The sequence below is a fragment of the Variovorax sp. efr-133-TYG-130 genome (assembly GCF_030208835.1).
Lineage (GTDB): Bacteria > Pseudomonadota > Gammaproteobacteria > Burkholderiales > Burkholderiaceae_C > Variovorax.
The window spans coordinates 408546-423432 of record NZ_JARVTD010000029.1 but is presented as its reverse complement, the minus strand read 5'-3'; the positions used below and the strand labels follow the sequence as shown (position 1 = coordinate 423432).

General features: G+C 69.1%; 16 protein-coding genes. 5 read left to right on the top strand and 11 right to left on the bottom strand.

Annotated elements, in window-relative coordinates; translation table 11 throughout:
* Window positions 1–2: 2 nt before the first annotated feature.
* Both QRN67_RS24850 and QRN67_RS24845 read right to left on the bottom strand, forming a co-directional pair.
* Window positions 3–959, bottom strand: a complete 957-nt coding sequence (locus QRN67_RS24850) for a DUF979 domain-containing protein (protein WP_285413998.1) — start codon at window positions 957–959, stop codon at window positions 3–5.
* 2 nt (window positions 960–961) lie between these two features.
* On the bottom strand, window positions 962–1699 hold the full coding sequence (locus tag QRN67_RS24845; RefSeq protein WP_081267416.1) for a DUF969 domain-containing protein: 738 nt from the start codon (window positions 1697–1699) through the stop codon (window positions 962–964).
* A gap of 271 nt (window positions 1700–1970) precedes the next feature.
* Between QRN67_RS24845 and QRN67_RS24840 the strand changes: the two genes are divergently transcribed.
* Together QRN67_RS24840 and QRN67_RS24835 are read left to right on the top strand one after the other, a co-directional pair.
* Entirely contained in the window at window positions 1971–2675 is a 705-nt protein-coding gene (locus tag QRN67_RS24840; RefSeq protein WP_081267415.1) for a GntR family transcriptional regulator, read from the top strand.
* A 95-nt stretch (window positions 2676–2770) separates the two neighbouring features.
* Window positions 2771–3403, top strand: a complete 633-nt coding sequence (locus QRN67_RS24835; RefSeq protein WP_285413997.1) for a LysE family translocator — start codon at window positions 2771–2773, stop codon at window positions 3401–3403.
* Window positions 3404–3409: 6 nt separating this feature from the next.
* On the opposite strand, the gene recG is transcribed toward QRN67_RS24835, so the two are convergent.
* The 3 genes from recG to QRN67_RS24820 are packed head-to-tail and all read right to left on the bottom strand — an operon-like array spanning window position 3410 to window position 7712.
* Window positions 3410–5533, bottom strand: coding sequence for an ATP-dependent DNA helicase RecG (gene recG / locus QRN67_RS24830; RefSeq protein ID WP_503010943.1), 2124 nt, complete (start codon window positions 5531–5533; stop codon window positions 3410–3412).
* A gap of 11 nt (window positions 5534–5544) precedes the next feature.
* A complete protein-coding gene (locus QRN67_RS24825) occupies window positions 5545–7041 on the bottom strand; it encodes a TIGR01777 family oxidoreductase (protein WP_285413996.1) in 1497 nt (498 codons plus the stop codon).
* A complete protein-coding gene (locus QRN67_RS24820) occupies window positions 7038–7712 on the bottom strand; it encodes a DUF4166 domain-containing protein (RefSeq protein WP_285413995.1) in 675 nt (224 codons plus the stop codon). Before QRN67_RS24820 ends, QRN67_RS24825 begins: the two co-directional genes overlap by 4 nt.
* 147 nt (window positions 7713–7859) lie before the next feature.
* On the opposite strand from QRN67_RS24820, the gene queA reads away from it, so the two are divergent.
* A complete protein-coding gene (gene queA, locus QRN67_RS24815; RefSeq protein WP_285413994.1) occupies window positions 7860–8903 on the top strand; it encodes a tRNA preQ1(34) S-adenosylmethionine ribosyltransferase-isomerase QueA in 1044 nt (347 codons plus the stop codon).
* Window positions 8904–8913: 10 nt separating this feature from the next.
* Complete coding sequence (tgt, locus tag QRN67_RS24810; RefSeq protein ID WP_285413993.1) at window positions 8914–10086, top strand: tRNA guanosine(34) transglycosylase Tgt; 1173 nt, start codon at window positions 8914–8916, stop codon at window positions 10084–10086.
* A gap of 13 nt (window positions 10087–10099) precedes the next feature.
* On the opposite strand, the gene QRN67_RS24805 is transcribed toward tgt, so the two are convergent.
* Entirely contained in the window at window positions 10100–10477 is a 378-nt protein-coding gene (locus QRN67_RS24805; protein WP_285413992.1) for a hypothetical protein, read from the bottom strand.
* A 113-nt stretch (window positions 10478–10590) separates the two neighbouring features.
* Between QRN67_RS24805 and QRN67_RS24800 the strand changes: the two genes are divergently transcribed.
* Complete coding sequence (locus QRN67_RS24800) at window positions 10591–11373, top strand: SDR family NAD(P)-dependent oxidoreductase (protein ID WP_081267409.1); 783 nt, start codon at window positions 10591–10593, stop codon at window positions 11371–11373.
* A 126-nt stretch (window positions 11374–11499) separates the two neighbouring features.
* On the opposite strand, the gene QRN67_RS24795 is transcribed toward QRN67_RS24800, so the two are convergent.
* The 5 genes from QRN67_RS24795 to QRN67_RS24775 are packed head-to-tail and all read right to left on the bottom strand — an operon-like array spanning window position 11500 to window position 14877.
* Window positions 11500–11895, bottom strand: coding sequence for a DUF3597 domain-containing protein (locus tag QRN67_RS24795; RefSeq protein WP_081267408.1), 396 nt, complete (start codon window positions 11893–11895; stop codon window positions 11500–11502).
* A 60-nt stretch (window positions 11896–11955) separates the two neighbouring features.
* Window positions 11956–13041, bottom strand: a complete 1086-nt coding sequence (locus QRN67_RS24790; protein ID WP_285413991.1) for a serine endopeptidase — start codon at window positions 13039–13041, stop codon at window positions 11956–11958.
* A 19-nt stretch (window positions 13042–13060) separates the two neighbouring features.
* Entirely contained in the window at window positions 13061–13849 is a 789-nt protein-coding gene (locus QRN67_RS24785; RefSeq protein WP_503010945.1) for a DUF2145 domain-containing protein, read from the bottom strand.
* Window positions 13850–13860: 11 nt separating this feature from the next.
* The gene (locus tag QRN67_RS24780) at window positions 13861–14340 is read right to left on the bottom strand and encodes a hypothetical protein (protein ID WP_285414059.1); all 480 of its coding nucleotides are present in this window, start codon (window positions 14338–14340) and stop codon (window positions 13861–13863) included.
* Between the two features lie 27 nt (window positions 14341–14367).
* A complete protein-coding gene (locus tag QRN67_RS24775) occupies window positions 14368–14877 on the bottom strand; it encodes a YiaA/YiaB family inner membrane protein (protein WP_285413989.1) in 510 nt (169 codons plus the stop codon).
* Window positions 14878–14887: the final 10 nt, after the last annotated feature.

Below are 14887 nucleotides of genomic sequence, written 5' to 3'. Positions count from 1 at the left end.
CCTCAGCGGAACATCAGGAAGTACAGCAGGAAGATGTTGACCACCAGCAGCGCGGCCGCCGTGGGCACCTGCACCTTGATGACCGCGTTCTTGTCGGGCAGCTCCAGCAGCGCCGCCGGCACGATGTTGAAGTTGGCCGCCATCGGCGTCATCAGTGTCCCGCAGTAGCCCGAGAACATGCCGATGGCCGCCATCACCGCCGGGTCGCCGTGGTACACGCCCACCAGCACCGGCACGCCGACGCCGCCCGTCATCACCGGGAAGGCCGCGAAGCCGTTGCCCATGATGATGGTGAACAGCGCCATGCCCAGCACGTACACCACCACCGCGACGAAGCGGATGTCCATGTTGATGTAGCTGGTGGTGATGTACGCCACCGCCTTGCCCACGCCGGCGTCGGAGAACACCAGGCCCAGCATGCCCAGCATCTGCGGCAGCACCACGGCCCAGCCCAGCGCGTCGGTCAGGCGGCGCGACTCGCGCATGCCCTGCACCGGCGTCTCGCGCGTCAGCCAGCAGGCCAGCGCCAGCGCCACCACGCAGCCCACGCCCAGGCTCATCAGCGTGGTGTTCTTGGGGTCGAGCAGGAAGGCGTCGCCGATCTTGACCTTGCTCATCAGCACGGTGCCGATCACCGTGACCAGCGGAATCGCCAGCGCCGGCATGAAGAGCTTGTTGCCCAGGCGCGCGGCGCTGGCCTGGTACTGCTCGGGCGAGGGCTCGCGGTGCTTGCCCGCGCCGACGCCGCGCATGCCTGCAATGACGGCCATGGCCACGGCGCCCACGCCCACCCACGCGGGCGGCAGCTTGTCGCCCACCAGGAACACCAGCGAATAGAGCGCCCAGAACAGGCCGCTGGTGTAGCGCTTGGGGTGCTGGCGGTCGGTCAGCGTCATGATGGCCGTGATCGCGAGGATCAGGCCGACCAGGATGTAGAGGTGCTGGATCGAGAGAATCATGATCAGCGGCCCTCTTGCGTGGCGGGAACGGCCGGGGCATCGGTGCCCGGGGTGCCTTCCATCTCGCGGGCGATGGCCTGGTCGAGGCGGCGCAGGCGCCACGAATGGATGACGAACGCGGCAATCGCGGTGGGAATGCCCCACATCGCGATGTGCAGCGGCTCGACGTCGATGCCCGCTTCATGCAGGAAGGTGGTCATCAGCACGATGGCGCCGAAAGCCACGAAGATGTCTTCGCCGAAGAACAGGCCCACGTTGTCGGTGGCCGCGGCATAGGCGCGCAGCTTGTGGCGCAGGCGCTCCGGCAGCTTGCCGTAGCGGGTTTCGGTGGCGCCTTCGGCCATGGGCGCGAGCAGCGGGCGAACCATCTGCGGATGGCCGCCCAGGCTGGTGAGGCCGATGGCCGCCGTGAGTTCGCGCGCGGCGAGATAGACGATGAGCAGGCGCCCGGCGGTGGCCGACTTGATGCGCCCGATCCAGTTCTGCGCATGCTGGCGCAGGCCGTGGCGCTCCAGCAGCCCGATCACCGCCAGCGGCAGAAGAATGATCAGCGGCAGGTTGCGGGTCTTGATGAAGCCGGTGCCGATGGCCGTGAGGATGGCCATGGGGCCGAAGCCCGCGGCGGCGGCCGTCACGATGGCCGTGACGATCACCACCAGCATCGGATTGAAGCGCAGGATGAACCCCGCAATGATGACGGCCACGCCAATCAGCGGCCAGAGAGGGATGTCAGGAGTCATGTGGGTCTTTCGTGTTGGAGTTCACAGCCGCCTGGCGCATGTGCGCCGGCACGTCGGTCTACGCAAGCGCCGTGCCAATGAATGAGCAATTCAAACAACCTGAACCACTCATTTTCTTAATATTGTTGAACAATCATTGCGAGTGTGCCCAACAAAGGTGCCTGGATGACCCCATGGAAACCCTGATCGCGTTGCGATCTGGTGCACGGGCGGCCGGCGGAAATCTGCTACAAACGCGCGGCACCGACGCCCCCTCCACCTACCTCCCGGCATGAATCGACAGGTTTCCCCCACACCGCCCGCCTCGCCGGCCGCGGGCACGCAGACGCTCAACGACCGGGTGGCGGAACTCATCCGCCAGAAGATCGTGAAGGGCGAGTTCTCGCCCGGGCAGCGGCTGTCGGAGGCCACGCTGGCCGACAGCTTCGAGATTTCGCGCAACACGCTGCGCGAGGTGTTCCGCACGCTGACCAAGGAAGGCCTGCTCAAGCACGCGCCCAACCGCGGCGTGTTCGTGGCCGTGCCCAGCATCGCGTCGATCATCGACATCTACCGCGTGCGCCGCCTCATCGAGTGCCAGGCGCTGGCGCAGGCCTACCCCCGCCACCCGGCCAAGAAGCACATGCGCGAGGCGGTGGAACTGGCGCTGAAGTGCCGCGAGGCCGGCGACTGGCTGGGCGTGGGCACGGCGAACATGGAGTTCCACAAGGGCATCGTGGAGCTGGCCGACAGCGAGCGGCTGAACGTGCTGTTCGCGCACATCCTGGTCGAGCTGCGGCTGGCCTTCGGCCTGCTGAAAGACCCGGAGTTCCTGCACGCACCCTACGTGGACATGAACACCAAGCTGCTCGAACTCATCGAGGCCGGCAAGTTCGCCGAGGGCTCGGCGGCGCTGAACGACTACCTGATCCACTCCGAGCGCATCGTGCTCGCGGTGTACGCGCGGCAGATGCCCGAGGGCGGCGTCGACAGCTAGGCGGGGCTCCGGGAAGGGCCGCCCCGGTGTCGCGGCATTCCTCGGCGAGCTGAAATAATGGCGGTCCCGCCACGCAACGCCGACGGAGACGCGCCATGACACTGTCTGCCTACCTGCTGTTCCTGCCCGCCTGCTTCGCCATCAACATGGCGTTCGGCCCCAACAACCTGCTGTCCGTGACCAACGGCGCCAAGCACGGCGTGTCGCCGGCCGTCATCGCGGCCAGCGGACGGCTGGTGGCCTTCGCGATCATGATCGCCATCGCGGGCCTGGGCATGGGCGCGGTGCTGGTGGCGTCGGAGCTGGCCTTCCACGTCATCAAGTACATCGGCGCGGCGTACCTCGTTTGGATCGGCATCCGCCTGCTGCGCGCCCCGGCGCCCACGGCCGACGTGGGTTCGCGCGACGCCTCCGCGCCGCCGTCCATGCGCGCGCTGGCGCGGCAGGAATTCACCGTGGCGGCCGGCAACCCGAAGGCCATCCTGGTGTTCACCGCCTTCTTTCCGCAGTTCGTGGCGCCGGAAGCCTACGCCAGCAGCTATCTGCTGCTGGGCGCGACATTCCTGGTGTTCGAGCTGGTCGCGATCGCGCTCTACGCGCTGCTCGGCGCGCGCATGCGCCGCATGGCCAACGGCAGCCGCGCGATGCTCTGGTTCAACCGCATCAGCGGCAGCATGATGGTCGGCTTCGGGCTGATCCTCGCCTTCACGCGCCGGCCGACGACCTGAGTTCTCTCAGGCTTTGAGGTACTCGGCCTTGGTGCCGAGCCAGCGGTCGATGTGGCGCTGTGCCAGGTCGGGGTGCTTCTGCAGCATCACGGGCGCCAGTTCGCGCGCCCACTCGAGCAGCAGCGTGTCGGTCGTCAGGTCGGCAAAGCGCAGCAGCGGCGCGCCGGACTGCCGCGCCCCCAGGAATTCGCCGGGCCCGCGAATCTCGAGGTCGCGCCGCGCGATCTCGAAGCCGTCGCCGGTCTCGGCCATGGCCTTGAGCCGGGCGCGCGCGGCCTCGCCCACGCGGCCGCTGTCGCCGGGCGCATAGAGCAGCACGCAGGCCGAGGCCGCCGCGCCGCGCCCCACCCGGCCGCGCAGCTGGTGCAGCTGCGAGAGGCCGAAGCGCTCGGCATGCTCGATCACCATCAGCGAGGCATTGGGCACGTCCACGCCCACTTCGATCACGGTGGTGCTCACCAGCACCTGGATCTCGTTGGCGGTGAACGCCGCCATCACCGCCTGCTTCTCGGCCGTGGGCATGCGCGAATGCAGCAGACCGACCTGGATCGGCTCGCCCAGCGTGCCGGCCAGCTCGTCGCGGGTTTCGGTGGCGTTGCGCAGGTCGACCGCCTCGCTCTCCTCGATCAGCGGGCACACCCAGTACACCTGCCGCCCCTGCGCGATCTGCGCATGGATGCGGTCGATGACCTCGTCGCGCCGGTGGTCGGCCACCAGCTTGGTGACGATGGGCGTGCGGCCCGGCGGCAGCTCGTCGAGCGTGGACACGTCCAGGTCGGCGTAGTAGCTCATCGCCAGCGTGCGCGGGATGGGCGTGGCGCTCATCATCAGCAGATGTGGCTCGAGGTGCCCTTCGGCCTTGCCGCGCAAGGCCAGGCGCTGCGCCACGCCGAAGCGGTGCTGCTCGTCGATGATGGCCAGCGCGAGGTTCTTGAAGCGCACCTTCTCCGAGATGACGGCATGCGTGCCGATGACCAGCGCGGCCTCGCCGCTCTCCACCGCCGCCGACATCGCGTCGCGCTCTTTCTTCTTCTGGCTGCCCGTGAGCCACGCCACGCGCAGGCCGCGTTCGGCCAGCAGCGGATCGAGCCAGCCGACCAGCTTGCCGAAGTGCTGCGCCGCGAGGATTTCGGTCGGCGCCATCAGCGCGCACTGGAAGCCCGCATCGATGGCGCGTGCCGCCGCCAGCGCGGCCACCACCGTCTTGCCCGAGCCCACGTCGCCCTGCAGCAGCCGGTGCATGGGAATCTCGCGGCGGAGGTCGCGCGTGATCTCCTCGCCCACCCGCTGCTGCGCGCCGGTCAGGCCGAAGGGCAGCACCGCGAGCAACTGCGCATGCAGCGAGGCAGGCGCAGGCTCGGCCGGCGCGGGCAGCACCGGCGCGCGCTGCGCGGCACGCTCCAGCCGTGCCTGCAATTGCGACAGCTGCTGCGCCAGCAGTTCCTCGGCCTTGATGCGCTGCCATGCCGGGTGGCTGTGGTCTTCGAGCGTGGCCATGGCCACGTCGGGCGTCGGGTAGTGCAGGAAGCTCAGCGAGGCGCGCAGGTCCCAGGCCCCGCGGAAGCCGATCTGCACCGGAATGGTCTCGTCGAGCACGGCCCGCGCCAGGCCCGAGCGCACTTCGCGCCGCAGCACCGGCTGCGGCAGCCCCGCCACGGTCGAGTAGATGGGCGTCAGCGCGTTGGGCAGCGCGGTGCCGGCGGCCTTCACCGTGGGATGCATGATCTGCCGCCCCACGAAGCCGCCGCGCATCTCGCCGCGCACGCGCACCCGCGCGCCGACCGCGAGCTGCTTCTGCTGCGACGGATAGAAATTGAAGAAGCGCAGCTGGCAGGTGTCGCTGCCGTCGTCGATGGTGGCGATGAGCTGCCGGCGCGGGCGGTAGACCACCTCGCATTCGGTGACCACGCCCTCGACCTGCGCCATGTCGCCGTCGCGCGTGTCCACCAGGCGCACGATGCGGGTCTCGTCCTCGTAGCGCATCGGCAGGTAGAGCGCGAAGTCGATGTCGCGCACCAGGCCCAGCTTGCGCAGCGCGCGCTGCACCTGGCTCAGGCCGGCACCGGGCGGCTGCGGCGGTGCCGCGGCTGCGTCGGCGGTGGGCGGGGGAGCTTGTTTCTTGGGCGGCACGGGCGAAGCTTCTAGCGCGGGCGGCAAAGGTCCGTCAAGGCGCTGCGCGCATCGGGAAACGCGAAGCGGAACCCGGTCTGCAGCAGGTGCGCGGGCACCACGCGCTGCCCTTCGAGCAGCAGGTCGGCCTGCTCGCCCAGCAGCAGCCTGACCGGCGCGGCGGGTGTCGGCATCCAGAAGGGGCGGTGCATCACGCCGGCCGCCACGCGGGTGAATTCCTCCTGCGAGAGCGCACCGGGCGCGGTGAAGTTGAAAGCCTGCGCTGCCGCCGCATCGCCGCCGGCCTGCTCGGCCAGGCTCCACACATGGGCCATCGCGCGGATCACGTCATGCACATGCACCCACGACAGCCACTGCCGCCCGCTGCCCAGCCGGCCGCCCATGCCGAGCGCCACCGGCAGCAGCAGCTGCGGCAGCGAGCCCTGGTGGCCCAGCACGAAGCCGAAGCGCATGCAGGCCACGTGCACGCCGTGCGCGACCGCGCCCCGCGCGGCCTGCTCCCAGGCCTGGCACAGCGCCGACATGAAGATGTCCTGCGGCGGTGCGTCTTCGGCCAGCTCGGCGGTGTCGCCCTGCGGCTGCACGCCGTAGTAGCCGATGGCCGAGCCCGACAGCAGCAGCCATGGCTTGCGCGCACGCGTGGCGATCCACGCGACCAGCGTGTTCGTGAGGCCCGCGCGGCTTTGCATCAGCTGGCGCTGGCGCCGCTCGCTCCAGCGCTGGCCGAGGATGCGCGCGCCCGCCAGGTTGATGACCACGTCGACATCGTCCGTGGCCGGGATCTGCTCGAGCGCCTGCACGCAGCGCACCGCGCCACCGAAGCCCCAGGCCGCCGAGCGCGCATCGCGCGTCCACACCGTCACCGCATGGCCGTCGGCCAGCAGGTGGCGCACCAGGATCTGGCCGATGAAGCCGGTGCCGCCGGTCACCAGCACGCGCTGCGGCTTGCTGCCGAAACGCACCGGCGCATCGGCCGCGCGCTGTTCCTCCTGCGCGGTGCGGCGGAAAAGCGCGCGCGCCGCCAGCCCGTCGCGCAGCCCCGAGATGCCCACGCCCACGCCGCACAGCGCGAGAAACGCGCCGAGCCAGCCTTGCGGCTGCCACACCAGCGCCGTGGGCTGCGCCGCCCAGTCGGCCGCATTCATGGCCAGCAGCGCGATGAACGCGCCCGCGTTGATGGCCAGCACCGTATGCGTGACGCGCTCGGTGGGCGGCAGCAGCCGGCTGCCGTCTTCCACCACGAAGTCCCACAGCGTGAGCACGATCTCGACGCCGAACACCGCGAGCAGCACCCAGGCCCACACGCCGTGCCAGGCCCACGACGACAGCCCGATGAACATCGCGCAGTAGATCGACGAGCGCACCGCGTGGATGGACAGCTCGCGCCGCGCGGTGTTGCGCTGCGCCAGCGCCTCGGTGCCTTCGTGGTGATAGAGCGTGTCGAACGCGCCCATCAGCCCCTGTGCGGCCATGAGCTGCAGCGCCAGCAGGTGTGTGTCGATCGTCATGCGGTCACCGCCTTGGGTTCAGTCACTTCCTCGAACACGCCGACCTGGGTGAAGGTGGTGCCCATCAGCCAGTGGCGGATCTCGATGCGGATGTTGAAGCGCTCCGGCGTCTCGTTGTGGTGCCACAGGAAAGTCTTGCCGGGCGTGAACACGCCGGGCAGCGGAATGCGCCAGCCCAGCACGTCCCAGAAGTAGCCGTCGCTCTGGAAATGCAGGCTGCCGTTTTCTTCCACGCTCAGCACCAGCTTCATGCCCAGGCCCATGCCCACGTACTCCAGCACCTCGCCGCGCTCGCTCTCGCGCATGAAGCTGGTGAACTGGATCGGCTCGCGGCCATGCAGGCGGTAGATGCGCTGCTTGTAGATGGCCGGGTCGTCGGGCTTGGCATAGACCTGTATCTCCACCGGAAAATTGGCGTCGCTGTATGGAATGAGCGCGCCCTGGATCATCGGCTGCGTCAGGTGCCCCAGCAGCTTGCCGAAGCGCGAGCAGCGCAGCTCGCTGAGCGCACCGAGGTAATGCAGCGCCCTGCCCGGCAACGGGTTCTTGTCGAAGCGGCGGCGGATGTCGGGGTGCAGGCCCTGCCACTTGCTCCCCAGGATCTTCTTGAAGAGCTCGCCTTCGGAAGGCCCGGGCTGGGGTGCGGCGCGCGCGGCAAGTGAATCAGGCATGCGCCGATTCTGCCTTGGCAAGACACCGCCGATAGCCCCGCCTCGACGCCCCGTTTTCCGGGCATGGGACAATTCCGCCCGCCTCCCGGCTTTCTCTTTTCTTTTCCCATGCCTCCTTGGCACGGGCCCGTCCGGCCCTCAAGCAACATGCGCGCCTTCACGCTTTCCGATTTCGATTTCGCCCTGCCACCCGAGCTGGTGGCGCAACACCCGGCCACCGAACGCACCTCCTCCCGCCTGCTCGACGGCACGGGGCCCGCGCCGGTCGACCGCATCTTCAGGAACCTGCCCTCGCTGCTGCGCGCGGGCGACCTGCTGGTCTTCAACGACACGCGCGTGGTCAAGGCGCGCCTGTTCGGCGAGAAGCCGACCGGCGGCAAGCTCGAACTGCTGGTCGAGCGCGTGCTGCAGGGCCAAGAGGTGGTCGCGCACATGAAGGTCAGCAAGAAGCCGCCGGTGGGCACCACGCTCGACATGGTCGGCGGCTTCCGCGCCACGCTGCTGGGCCGCTGGCCCGACGAAGACGGCGCGCTGTTCCGCTTCGCCTTCGAGAGCGACACCGGCGAGAACCCCTACATGCTCATGGAGCGCTGCGGCCACGTGCCGCTGCCGCCCTACATCACGCACACCGATTCGGCCGAGGACGAGAGCCGCTACCAGACCGTGTTCGCACGCGTGCCCGGCGCGGTGGCGGCACCCACCGCCGCGCTGCATTTCGACGAAGGCCTGCTGGCCGAGCTCGAAGCGCGCGGCGTGCAGCGCGCCAACGTCACGCTGCACGTGGGCGCCGGCACCTTCCAGCCGGTGAAGACCGAGAACATCGCCGAGCACACCATGCACGCCGAGCGCTACGAGGTGCCCGATGCCACGCAGCGCGCCATTGCCCAATGCAAGGCGCGCGGCGGCCGCATCGTGGCCGTGGGCACGACCACCGTGCGCACGCTCGAGTCGTGGGCCAGGAGCGGCGAGGCATCGGGCGACACGCGCATCTTCATCACCCCGGGCTTCGCCTTCGCGCATGTCGACCTGCTGGTGACCAACTTCCATCTGCCCAAGAGCACGCTGATGATGCTGGTCTCGGCCTTCGCGGGCTACGAGCGGGTGATGGGGCTGTATGCCCACGCCATCGCCGAGCGCTACCGCTTCTTCAGCTATGGCGACGCCATGCTGCTGGAGCGGCAACAAGATTGAGACGACCACCATGCTGAACTTCGAACTCCTCAAGACCGACCCCGACAGCCACGCGCGCCGCGCCACGCTCACGCTCAACCACGGCAAGGTGCAGACGCCGATCTTCATGCCGGTGGGCACCTACGGCACCGTCAAGGGCGTGATGCCGCGCAGCCTGGAGGAAATGGGCGCGCAGATCATCCTGGGCAACACCTTCCACCTGTGGATGCGCCCCGGCCTCGACGTGATGGCCAGCTTCGGCGGGCTGCACGGCTTCGAGAAGTGGAACAAGCCCATCCTCACCGACTCGGGCGGCTTCCAGGTGTGGTCGCTGGGCGCGATGCGCAAGATCAGCGAAGAGGGCGTGAAGTTCGCGTCGCCCGTCAACGGCGACAAGCTGTTCCTCACGCCCGAGGTCTCGATGCAGATCCAGACCATCCTCAACAGCGACATCGTGATGCAGTTCGACGAGTGCACGCCCTACGACACCAAGGGCCACATCACGACCGAGGCCGAGGCGCGCATCTCGATGGAACTGAGCCTGCGCTGGGCGAAGCGCTGCCAGTCGGAGTTCAACCGGCTGGAGAACCCGAACGCGCTCTTCGGCATCGTGCAGGGTGGCATGTTCGAGAACCTGCGCGAAGAGTCGCTGGCCGCGCTGGTGGACATGGACTTCCCCGGCTACGCCATCGGCGGCGTGAGCGTGGGCGAGCCCAAGGAAGAGATGCTGCACATCATGGGCCACACGCCGCACCGGCTGCCCGCGAACAAGCCGCGCTACCTGATGGGCGTGGGCACGCCCGAAGACCTGGTGCAGGGCGTGGCCGACGGCGTCGACATGTTCGACTGCGTGATGCCCACGCGCAATGCGCGCAACGGCACGCTCTTCACGCGCTTCGGCGACCTGAAGATGCGCAACGCGCGCCACAAGAGCGATCCGCAGCCCATCGACCCCAGCTGCACCTGCCACGCCTGCGCGGGCACTTCGGGCGTGAGCTGGAACGACGGCGGGCGCGAAGGCTTCAGCCGCGCCTACCTGCATCACCTCGACCGCTGCGGCGAGATGCTCGGGCCGATGCTGACGACCATCCACAACCTGCACTACTACCTGAACCTGATGAGCGAGATCCGCGAGTCGCTGGACGCGGGCACGTTCACGGAGTTCCGCGCGCGCTTCAAGTCGGAGCGCGCAAGAGGCGTCTGAAGAAGAGCGGCCGCTACTTCAGCGGCTGTATCGGCAGCGGCGTGGCGTAGGGCTCGATGCGCAAGGCCTCGTTCCTGAAGACGACGATCTGCCTGAGCGGCGCCTGCACCAGCGCACCGCTCGCGTCCTTGTGGGAGGCGTACTGCCACAGCGTGAGCTGGCCCTTGGCCGCGAGCTGGGCGGCCAGCCTCTCGACGGCGGGACCGGAGCCGGTGCCGAGCAGCGCGGCATCTGCGCCCACGACAACCTCGTCGCGCGGCGAGACCACCTTGAAGAGCTGTACACCGCCCGCACCCGCCTGGGCGCGCACGGAGCGCACCGCCAGCGCGGCGGGAACGAGCATCGCGAACGCGATGAGGGTACGGCGGCGGGACAGCGTCTTCGTGTTCATGAGAGCGAGCGTAGCCACGCCCGGATGCGCCGCCCATTTGCCGGAAGCCATACACCGGCCGGCCGCTATCCGCTACGCTTGCCGTCCGTCCCCATCGCTGTTGCCGCATTCACATGACCGACGCATCACAACTTTCGCCCTACACCGCCCGCTACCCCTCGCTGGCCGGGCGCACCGTGTTCATCTCCGGCGGCGCCAGCGGCATCGGCGAATCGCTGGTGCGGGCCTTTCATGCGCAGGGCGCGAAGGTCGGCTTCTGCGACCTCGACACCGCTGCCGGCAGCGCGCTCGCGGCGCAGTTGCAGGGCGAGCATCCGGCACTGTTCTTGCCCTGTGACGTGACCGATACGGCCGCGCTCGCCGCCGCCATCGACGCGGTGCGCCAGCGCTTCGGGCCAATCTCCGTGCTGCTGAACAACGCCGCCAACGACCGCCGCCACGAGATGGCCGACGTGACCAGCGACGACTTCGACCGCCTCGTGGCCGTCAACTTCAAGCACCAGTTCTTCGCCGCGCAAGCGGTGGCCGACGACATGCGCGCGCTGGGCGGCGGCTCGATCATCAACTTCGGCTCCATCAGCTGGATGATCAAAGGCAAGGGCTATCCGGTGTACCAGGCCTGCAAGGCGGCGGCGCGCGGCCTCACGCGTTCGCTGGCGCGCGACCTGGGCAAGCAGAACATCCGCGTCAATTCGATCGTGCCGGGCTGGGTGATGACCGAGCGGCAGATCAAGCTGTGGGTCAAGCCCGAATCGGGCGCGGAGATCGATGCGGCGCAGTGCCTGCCGGGCCGCGTGATGGCCGAGGACATCGCGGCGATGGCGCTGTTCCTGGCAGCCGACGACTCGCGCATGTGCACCGCGCAAGATTACGTGGTGGACGCCGGCTGGACCTGAAATGGTCTCGCCCCCAGGCTACGCGCACTTCGTGTCGCTTCGCCAACCCCCTACCGGGGGCAACACCTGAGGCCCGGCAGAGCCGGTTCCTCGGTGTTCTCGAAAACTTCCGAGCGACTGTCCAGCTCAGTCCCGCAACTCTGCCGGAACCGTGCCGCCGTTGGCGGCCAGCTTGGTCATGACCTGGCGGTGCAGCCAGATGTTCATCTTGGCGCTGTCGCTGGTGTCTTGGCCGTAGCTCAGTTCCGCGGCCAGTTGCTTGCGTGCCTCGAGGCTGCTGTCCAGGCCCAGCAGCTTCATGAGGTCGACGATGGAGGTGCGCCAGTTGAGGTTCTTCGCGCCCGGCATGCCGTCGAGCACGGCGGCCACGTCGCCCAGCGGAATGGCGGGCGGGGGCGCGGCCACTGCGGGTGCGGGTGCATCGGCCGGTGCCGCGGCGGTGGGCGCCGGGGCTGGGGCCGGGGCCTCGGCTGCCTTGGCGCCCGGGAAGATCTTGGAAAGGATGCTGCCGAAAATGCTCATGCTTTAGCTCCGTCTGGGGTTGGGAATCCATCGTTGTAGCACGGCCTCGCGGCGCGCCGGCTACATGGTGTGTCGATCGGCGCGCGGGGGCGTGACCGAATCCGCAGACTGCGCCGCGGCCGGGGTGCCGCAGGCGTGGCAGAACCTGGAGAACGCGCTCTTGCGCGTCTCGCACACGCCGCAGTGGTCGAACAGGCCGATGCCGCAGTGCGGGCAGAAGTCGATCGCGTCGTTCTTCAGGTCCACCGGCCGCTCGCAGCCGGGGCACACGCCCTTGCCCAGGCGGGCCAGCGCGGTGTCGTAGCTGAGCTCTTCGCGCCGCACCTGGTCGGGCTGCTGCTCGGCGAGTTTCTGGCGCGCCAGGTAGCGGTTGAGCGCGACGATGGCGTAGCGCCCCACCAGCACCGTGAGCACGATGCCCACCAGGTAGCGCACATAGCCGCCGTAGCTCGGCAGGTAGGGCACCAGCTCGACGAAGAACGCGAACAGCGCGAAGAAGATGAAGCCCCACACGAAGGGCCAGTACGTGCTCCTGCGCTTCTTCGCGAACAGCCAGCCGGCGACCACCAGCAGCGGCAGCGTGAGCGCCAGCCGGTAGAGGAACACGCGCAGCTCGATGCGGCGGTACTCCGCCTCCAGCTTCACCTGCGCGTCGCGCTCCAGCTCGGCGAGCGCGGTGCGCGCGCGCTGCTCGGCCTGGCGCGCGTCGAGCGTGATCTGCTGCTGCGCGCTGACCTGGCGCTGCACCTGTTCTTCTTTCTGCTTGAAGGCGTCGAGCGCCTTGGTGCGCGCGATGAGCTCGGGGTCCTGGTCGGGCTGCGCGGTGGCACGGCGCGTGGCGAGCCAGTTGCCGAAGGTCTCGCGCGCATTGGCGTTGGCCTGCTGCGCGGCCTGCAGCTGCAGGCGGATCTGGTCGAGGTCGCGCGCGGCCTGCAGCTCGGTGGCTTCAGAGGCCGCGATGGTCGCGCGAAGCGGCTGCGCGGCGCGCAGGTCGATGAAGTCGTCGATGCCGCGCACGCGCTCGACCTGCGGCAGGTCGCCCACGATGGTGCTCCCCAGCCCGATGAGGAAGCTGGCGAACACGAAGGCCACCAGCCAGAGGCCGCGGCGGAACCATTTTTCGGAAAGGCGAAGGGATTTGCTCATGTCGTTGTCCCGCTCCTGGTCATTGAAGCCTCAGCGTCACCGGCGCGGCGCCCAGCCCGGCACGCGGCAGCCAGGCGAACACGGAGTCGACGGTCACCGTCTCGATGCGGTCGCTGAAGCGCTTGTCGTTCGGGTGGTCGTCGAAGGCCACGTTGGCCGAGCTCACGCGCCCGCCCAGCCGGGTGAGCGGCCCGAGCTTCAGCGTGGTGGGCTCGTAGCCCTTGAACTGCATCCAGGCCTGCGCCTGCGCGCGGTTGCCGATGGTGGCGGGCTCCATCGCGGCGGCCAGCGTCTCGACGGCCCACTGGTTCGACTGCTGGTACTTTCGGCCCCAGGCGTAGCTCACGATGCTGTAGGGCGCCACGTTCATCCGCACGATGCGCGCGGGCGGCTCGTCCAGCGCAGCCATCAGCTGCGCCTGCATGGCCGGCGTGGGTACGACCCATGCCGCCTCGTAGCGCCACAGGTCGTCGAGGAAGAACTCGCCGAGCCCCTGGCGGTACACCGCCGCCACCGCCGTTCCGCACTGGTTGAGCTTGTGCACCACGCGCCACGGACCGGCATCGGTCTTGTAGGCGATGCCCAGGTGCGAGTAGCGCAGGCCGTACTTGCCCAGGTCCTGCCCGGCGCGCGCCAGGAACACCACGCGCGCCCCGCTGGCGTCGAGCGCCTGCGAGGTGCGCTCGGCCAGCTCCATGCCCTTGACGATCACCGCGGGCGCCGGCTTGGCCTGCTCGCACGAACGGCCCGCCCGGGCCTGCATCGGCAGGGCCGCTGCAAGCGCAAGCCCGAGCGCGGTGCAAGCCATGAGCGCGCGCTTCACGAGAGCCTCTCGTTGTAGAGCAGCGCACGGCCGATGGCGTTGGGCACGAAGGCCAGCACCTCGCCGGCGGCCGACAGCACCACGCCCGAGCCGATCACGCTGACGGTGACGCCGGTGCCCACGGCAGCCGACACGCCGTTGGCGGCGCGCCCGGCCACCCTGATGCTGGCGCGCGCGCCGTCCGATGCGCGCTCCAGCACGTAGACCGTGCCGTCGGCCGAGGCTTCGACAGCGACCACAGTGAGCATGGAGCCGGCCACCGACAGCGCAGCGGGCAGCGCCACCGATGCCTTGGCCACTCCGCCGACAGAGTCCGCCGAAGCACCCACGGCCGACGCCGTGACAAGGACGGAGGCCACCGGCATCAGCGAGATGGCCGTGGAGGCGTCGCTCTGCGCCTGTGCCTGCAAGGGGACCGATACGCCAGCGAAGGCGGTGCATGCGGCGACGAGAACGGCGGCAATCGACTTCTTCATGATGGTCTTTCGTTGGTCGGGCACGGGTTATTCGGCGGTGGAGGAAGCAGACGCGGCGGCTTCGGCGCGGGCCAGCCGGCGGCCTTGCAGGCGGGCTTCGGCCATGTCGGCTTCGTGGCGGTCACGCAGCGTCTTGGCCAGCGTGAAGGCCGAGCTGATGAGGAACAGCCAGCTCACGCCCAGGAAGGCCTTGTAGGCGTCGTTGATCTCCATGCGCACGAGGCCCCAGCCGGTCAGGGCCATCGCGGTGAAGAAGCTGCCCCAGACGACCAGGCGCCACATGGGCACGTCGCGGCCTGCCGAGAGGCCGGCGGCGGCCTGCTCGCCGTCGCGGATGAACTTGGCCAGCATGAAGGCGGTGCTCAGGCAGAACACGTAGCCCATCACCATGAACGCCCGGTCCAGCGCCTGCCCCGGCAGCCAGCTCAAGCCGGTGGCGCACAGGAAGACGGCGATCGCGAACGAGGCCCAGGTCTGGAACTGCCAGGCCCGCGTGTCGCGCTGGATGGAAACGGTCGAGGATGAAAGGGGTTGCATGTGTGCCTCG

What these genes read in the sequence shown, in the direction of transcription:
- QRN67_RS24850 (WP_285413998.1), bottom strand. Translation starts at nt 959, where the DNA reads ATGATTCTCTCGATCCAGCACCTCTACATCCTGGTCGGCCTGATCCTC.
- QRN67_RS24845 (WP_081267416.1), bottom strand. Translation starts at nt 1,699, where the DNA reads ATGACTCCTGACATCCCTCTCTGGCCGCTGATTGGCGTGGCCGTCATC.
- QRN67_RS24840 (WP_081267415.1), top strand. Translation starts at nt 1,971, where the DNA reads ATGAATCGACAGGTTTCCCCCACACCGCCCGCCTCGCCGGCCGCGGGC.
- QRN67_RS24835 (WP_285413997.1), top strand. Translation starts at nt 2,771, where the DNA reads ATGACACTGTCTGCCTACCTGCTGTTCCTGCCCGCCTGCTTCGCCATC.
- QRN67_RS24825 (WP_285413996.1), bottom strand. Translation starts at nt 7,041, where the DNA reads ATGACGATCGACACACACCTGCTGGCGCTGCAGCTCATGGCCGCACAG.
- QRN67_RS24820 (WP_285413995.1), bottom strand. Translation starts at nt 7,712, where the DNA reads ATGCCTGATTCACTTGCCGCGCGCGCCGCACCCCAGCCCGGGCCTTCC.
- queA (WP_285413994.1), top strand. Translation starts at nt 7,860, where the DNA reads ATGCGCGCCTTCACGCTTTCCGATTTCGATTTCGCCCTGCCACCCGAG.
- tgt (WP_285413993.1), top strand. Translation starts at nt 8,914, where the DNA reads ATGCTGAACTTCGAACTCCTCAAGACCGACCCCGACAGCCACGCGCGC.
- QRN67_RS24805 (WP_285413992.1), bottom strand. Translation starts at nt 10,477, where the DNA reads ATGAACACGAAGACGCTGTCCCGCCGCCGTACCCTCATCGCGTTCGCG.
- QRN67_RS24800 (WP_081267409.1), top strand. Translation starts at nt 10,591, where the DNA reads ATGACCGACGCATCACAACTTTCGCCCTACACCGCCCGCTACCCCTCG.
- QRN67_RS24795 (WP_081267408.1), bottom strand. Translation starts at nt 11,895, where the DNA reads ATGAGCATTTTCGGCAGCATCCTTTCCAAGATCTTCCCGGGCGCCAAG.
- QRN67_RS24790 (WP_285413991.1), bottom strand. Translation starts at nt 13,041, where the DNA reads ATGAGCAAATCCCTTCGCCTTTCCGAAAAATGGTTCCGCCGCGGCCTC.
- QRN67_RS24785 (WP_503010945.1), bottom strand. Translation starts at nt 13,849, where the DNA reads ATGGCTTGCACCGCGCTCGGGCTTGCGCTTGCAGCGGCCCTGCCGATG.
- QRN67_RS24780 (WP_285414059.1), bottom strand. Translation starts at nt 14,340, where the DNA reads ATGAAGAAGTCGATTGCCGCCGTTCTCGTCGCCGCATGCACCGCCTTC.
- QRN67_RS24775 (WP_285413989.1), bottom strand. Translation starts at nt 14,877, where the DNA reads ATGCAACCCCTTTCATCCTCGACCGTTTCCATCCAGCGCGACACGCGG.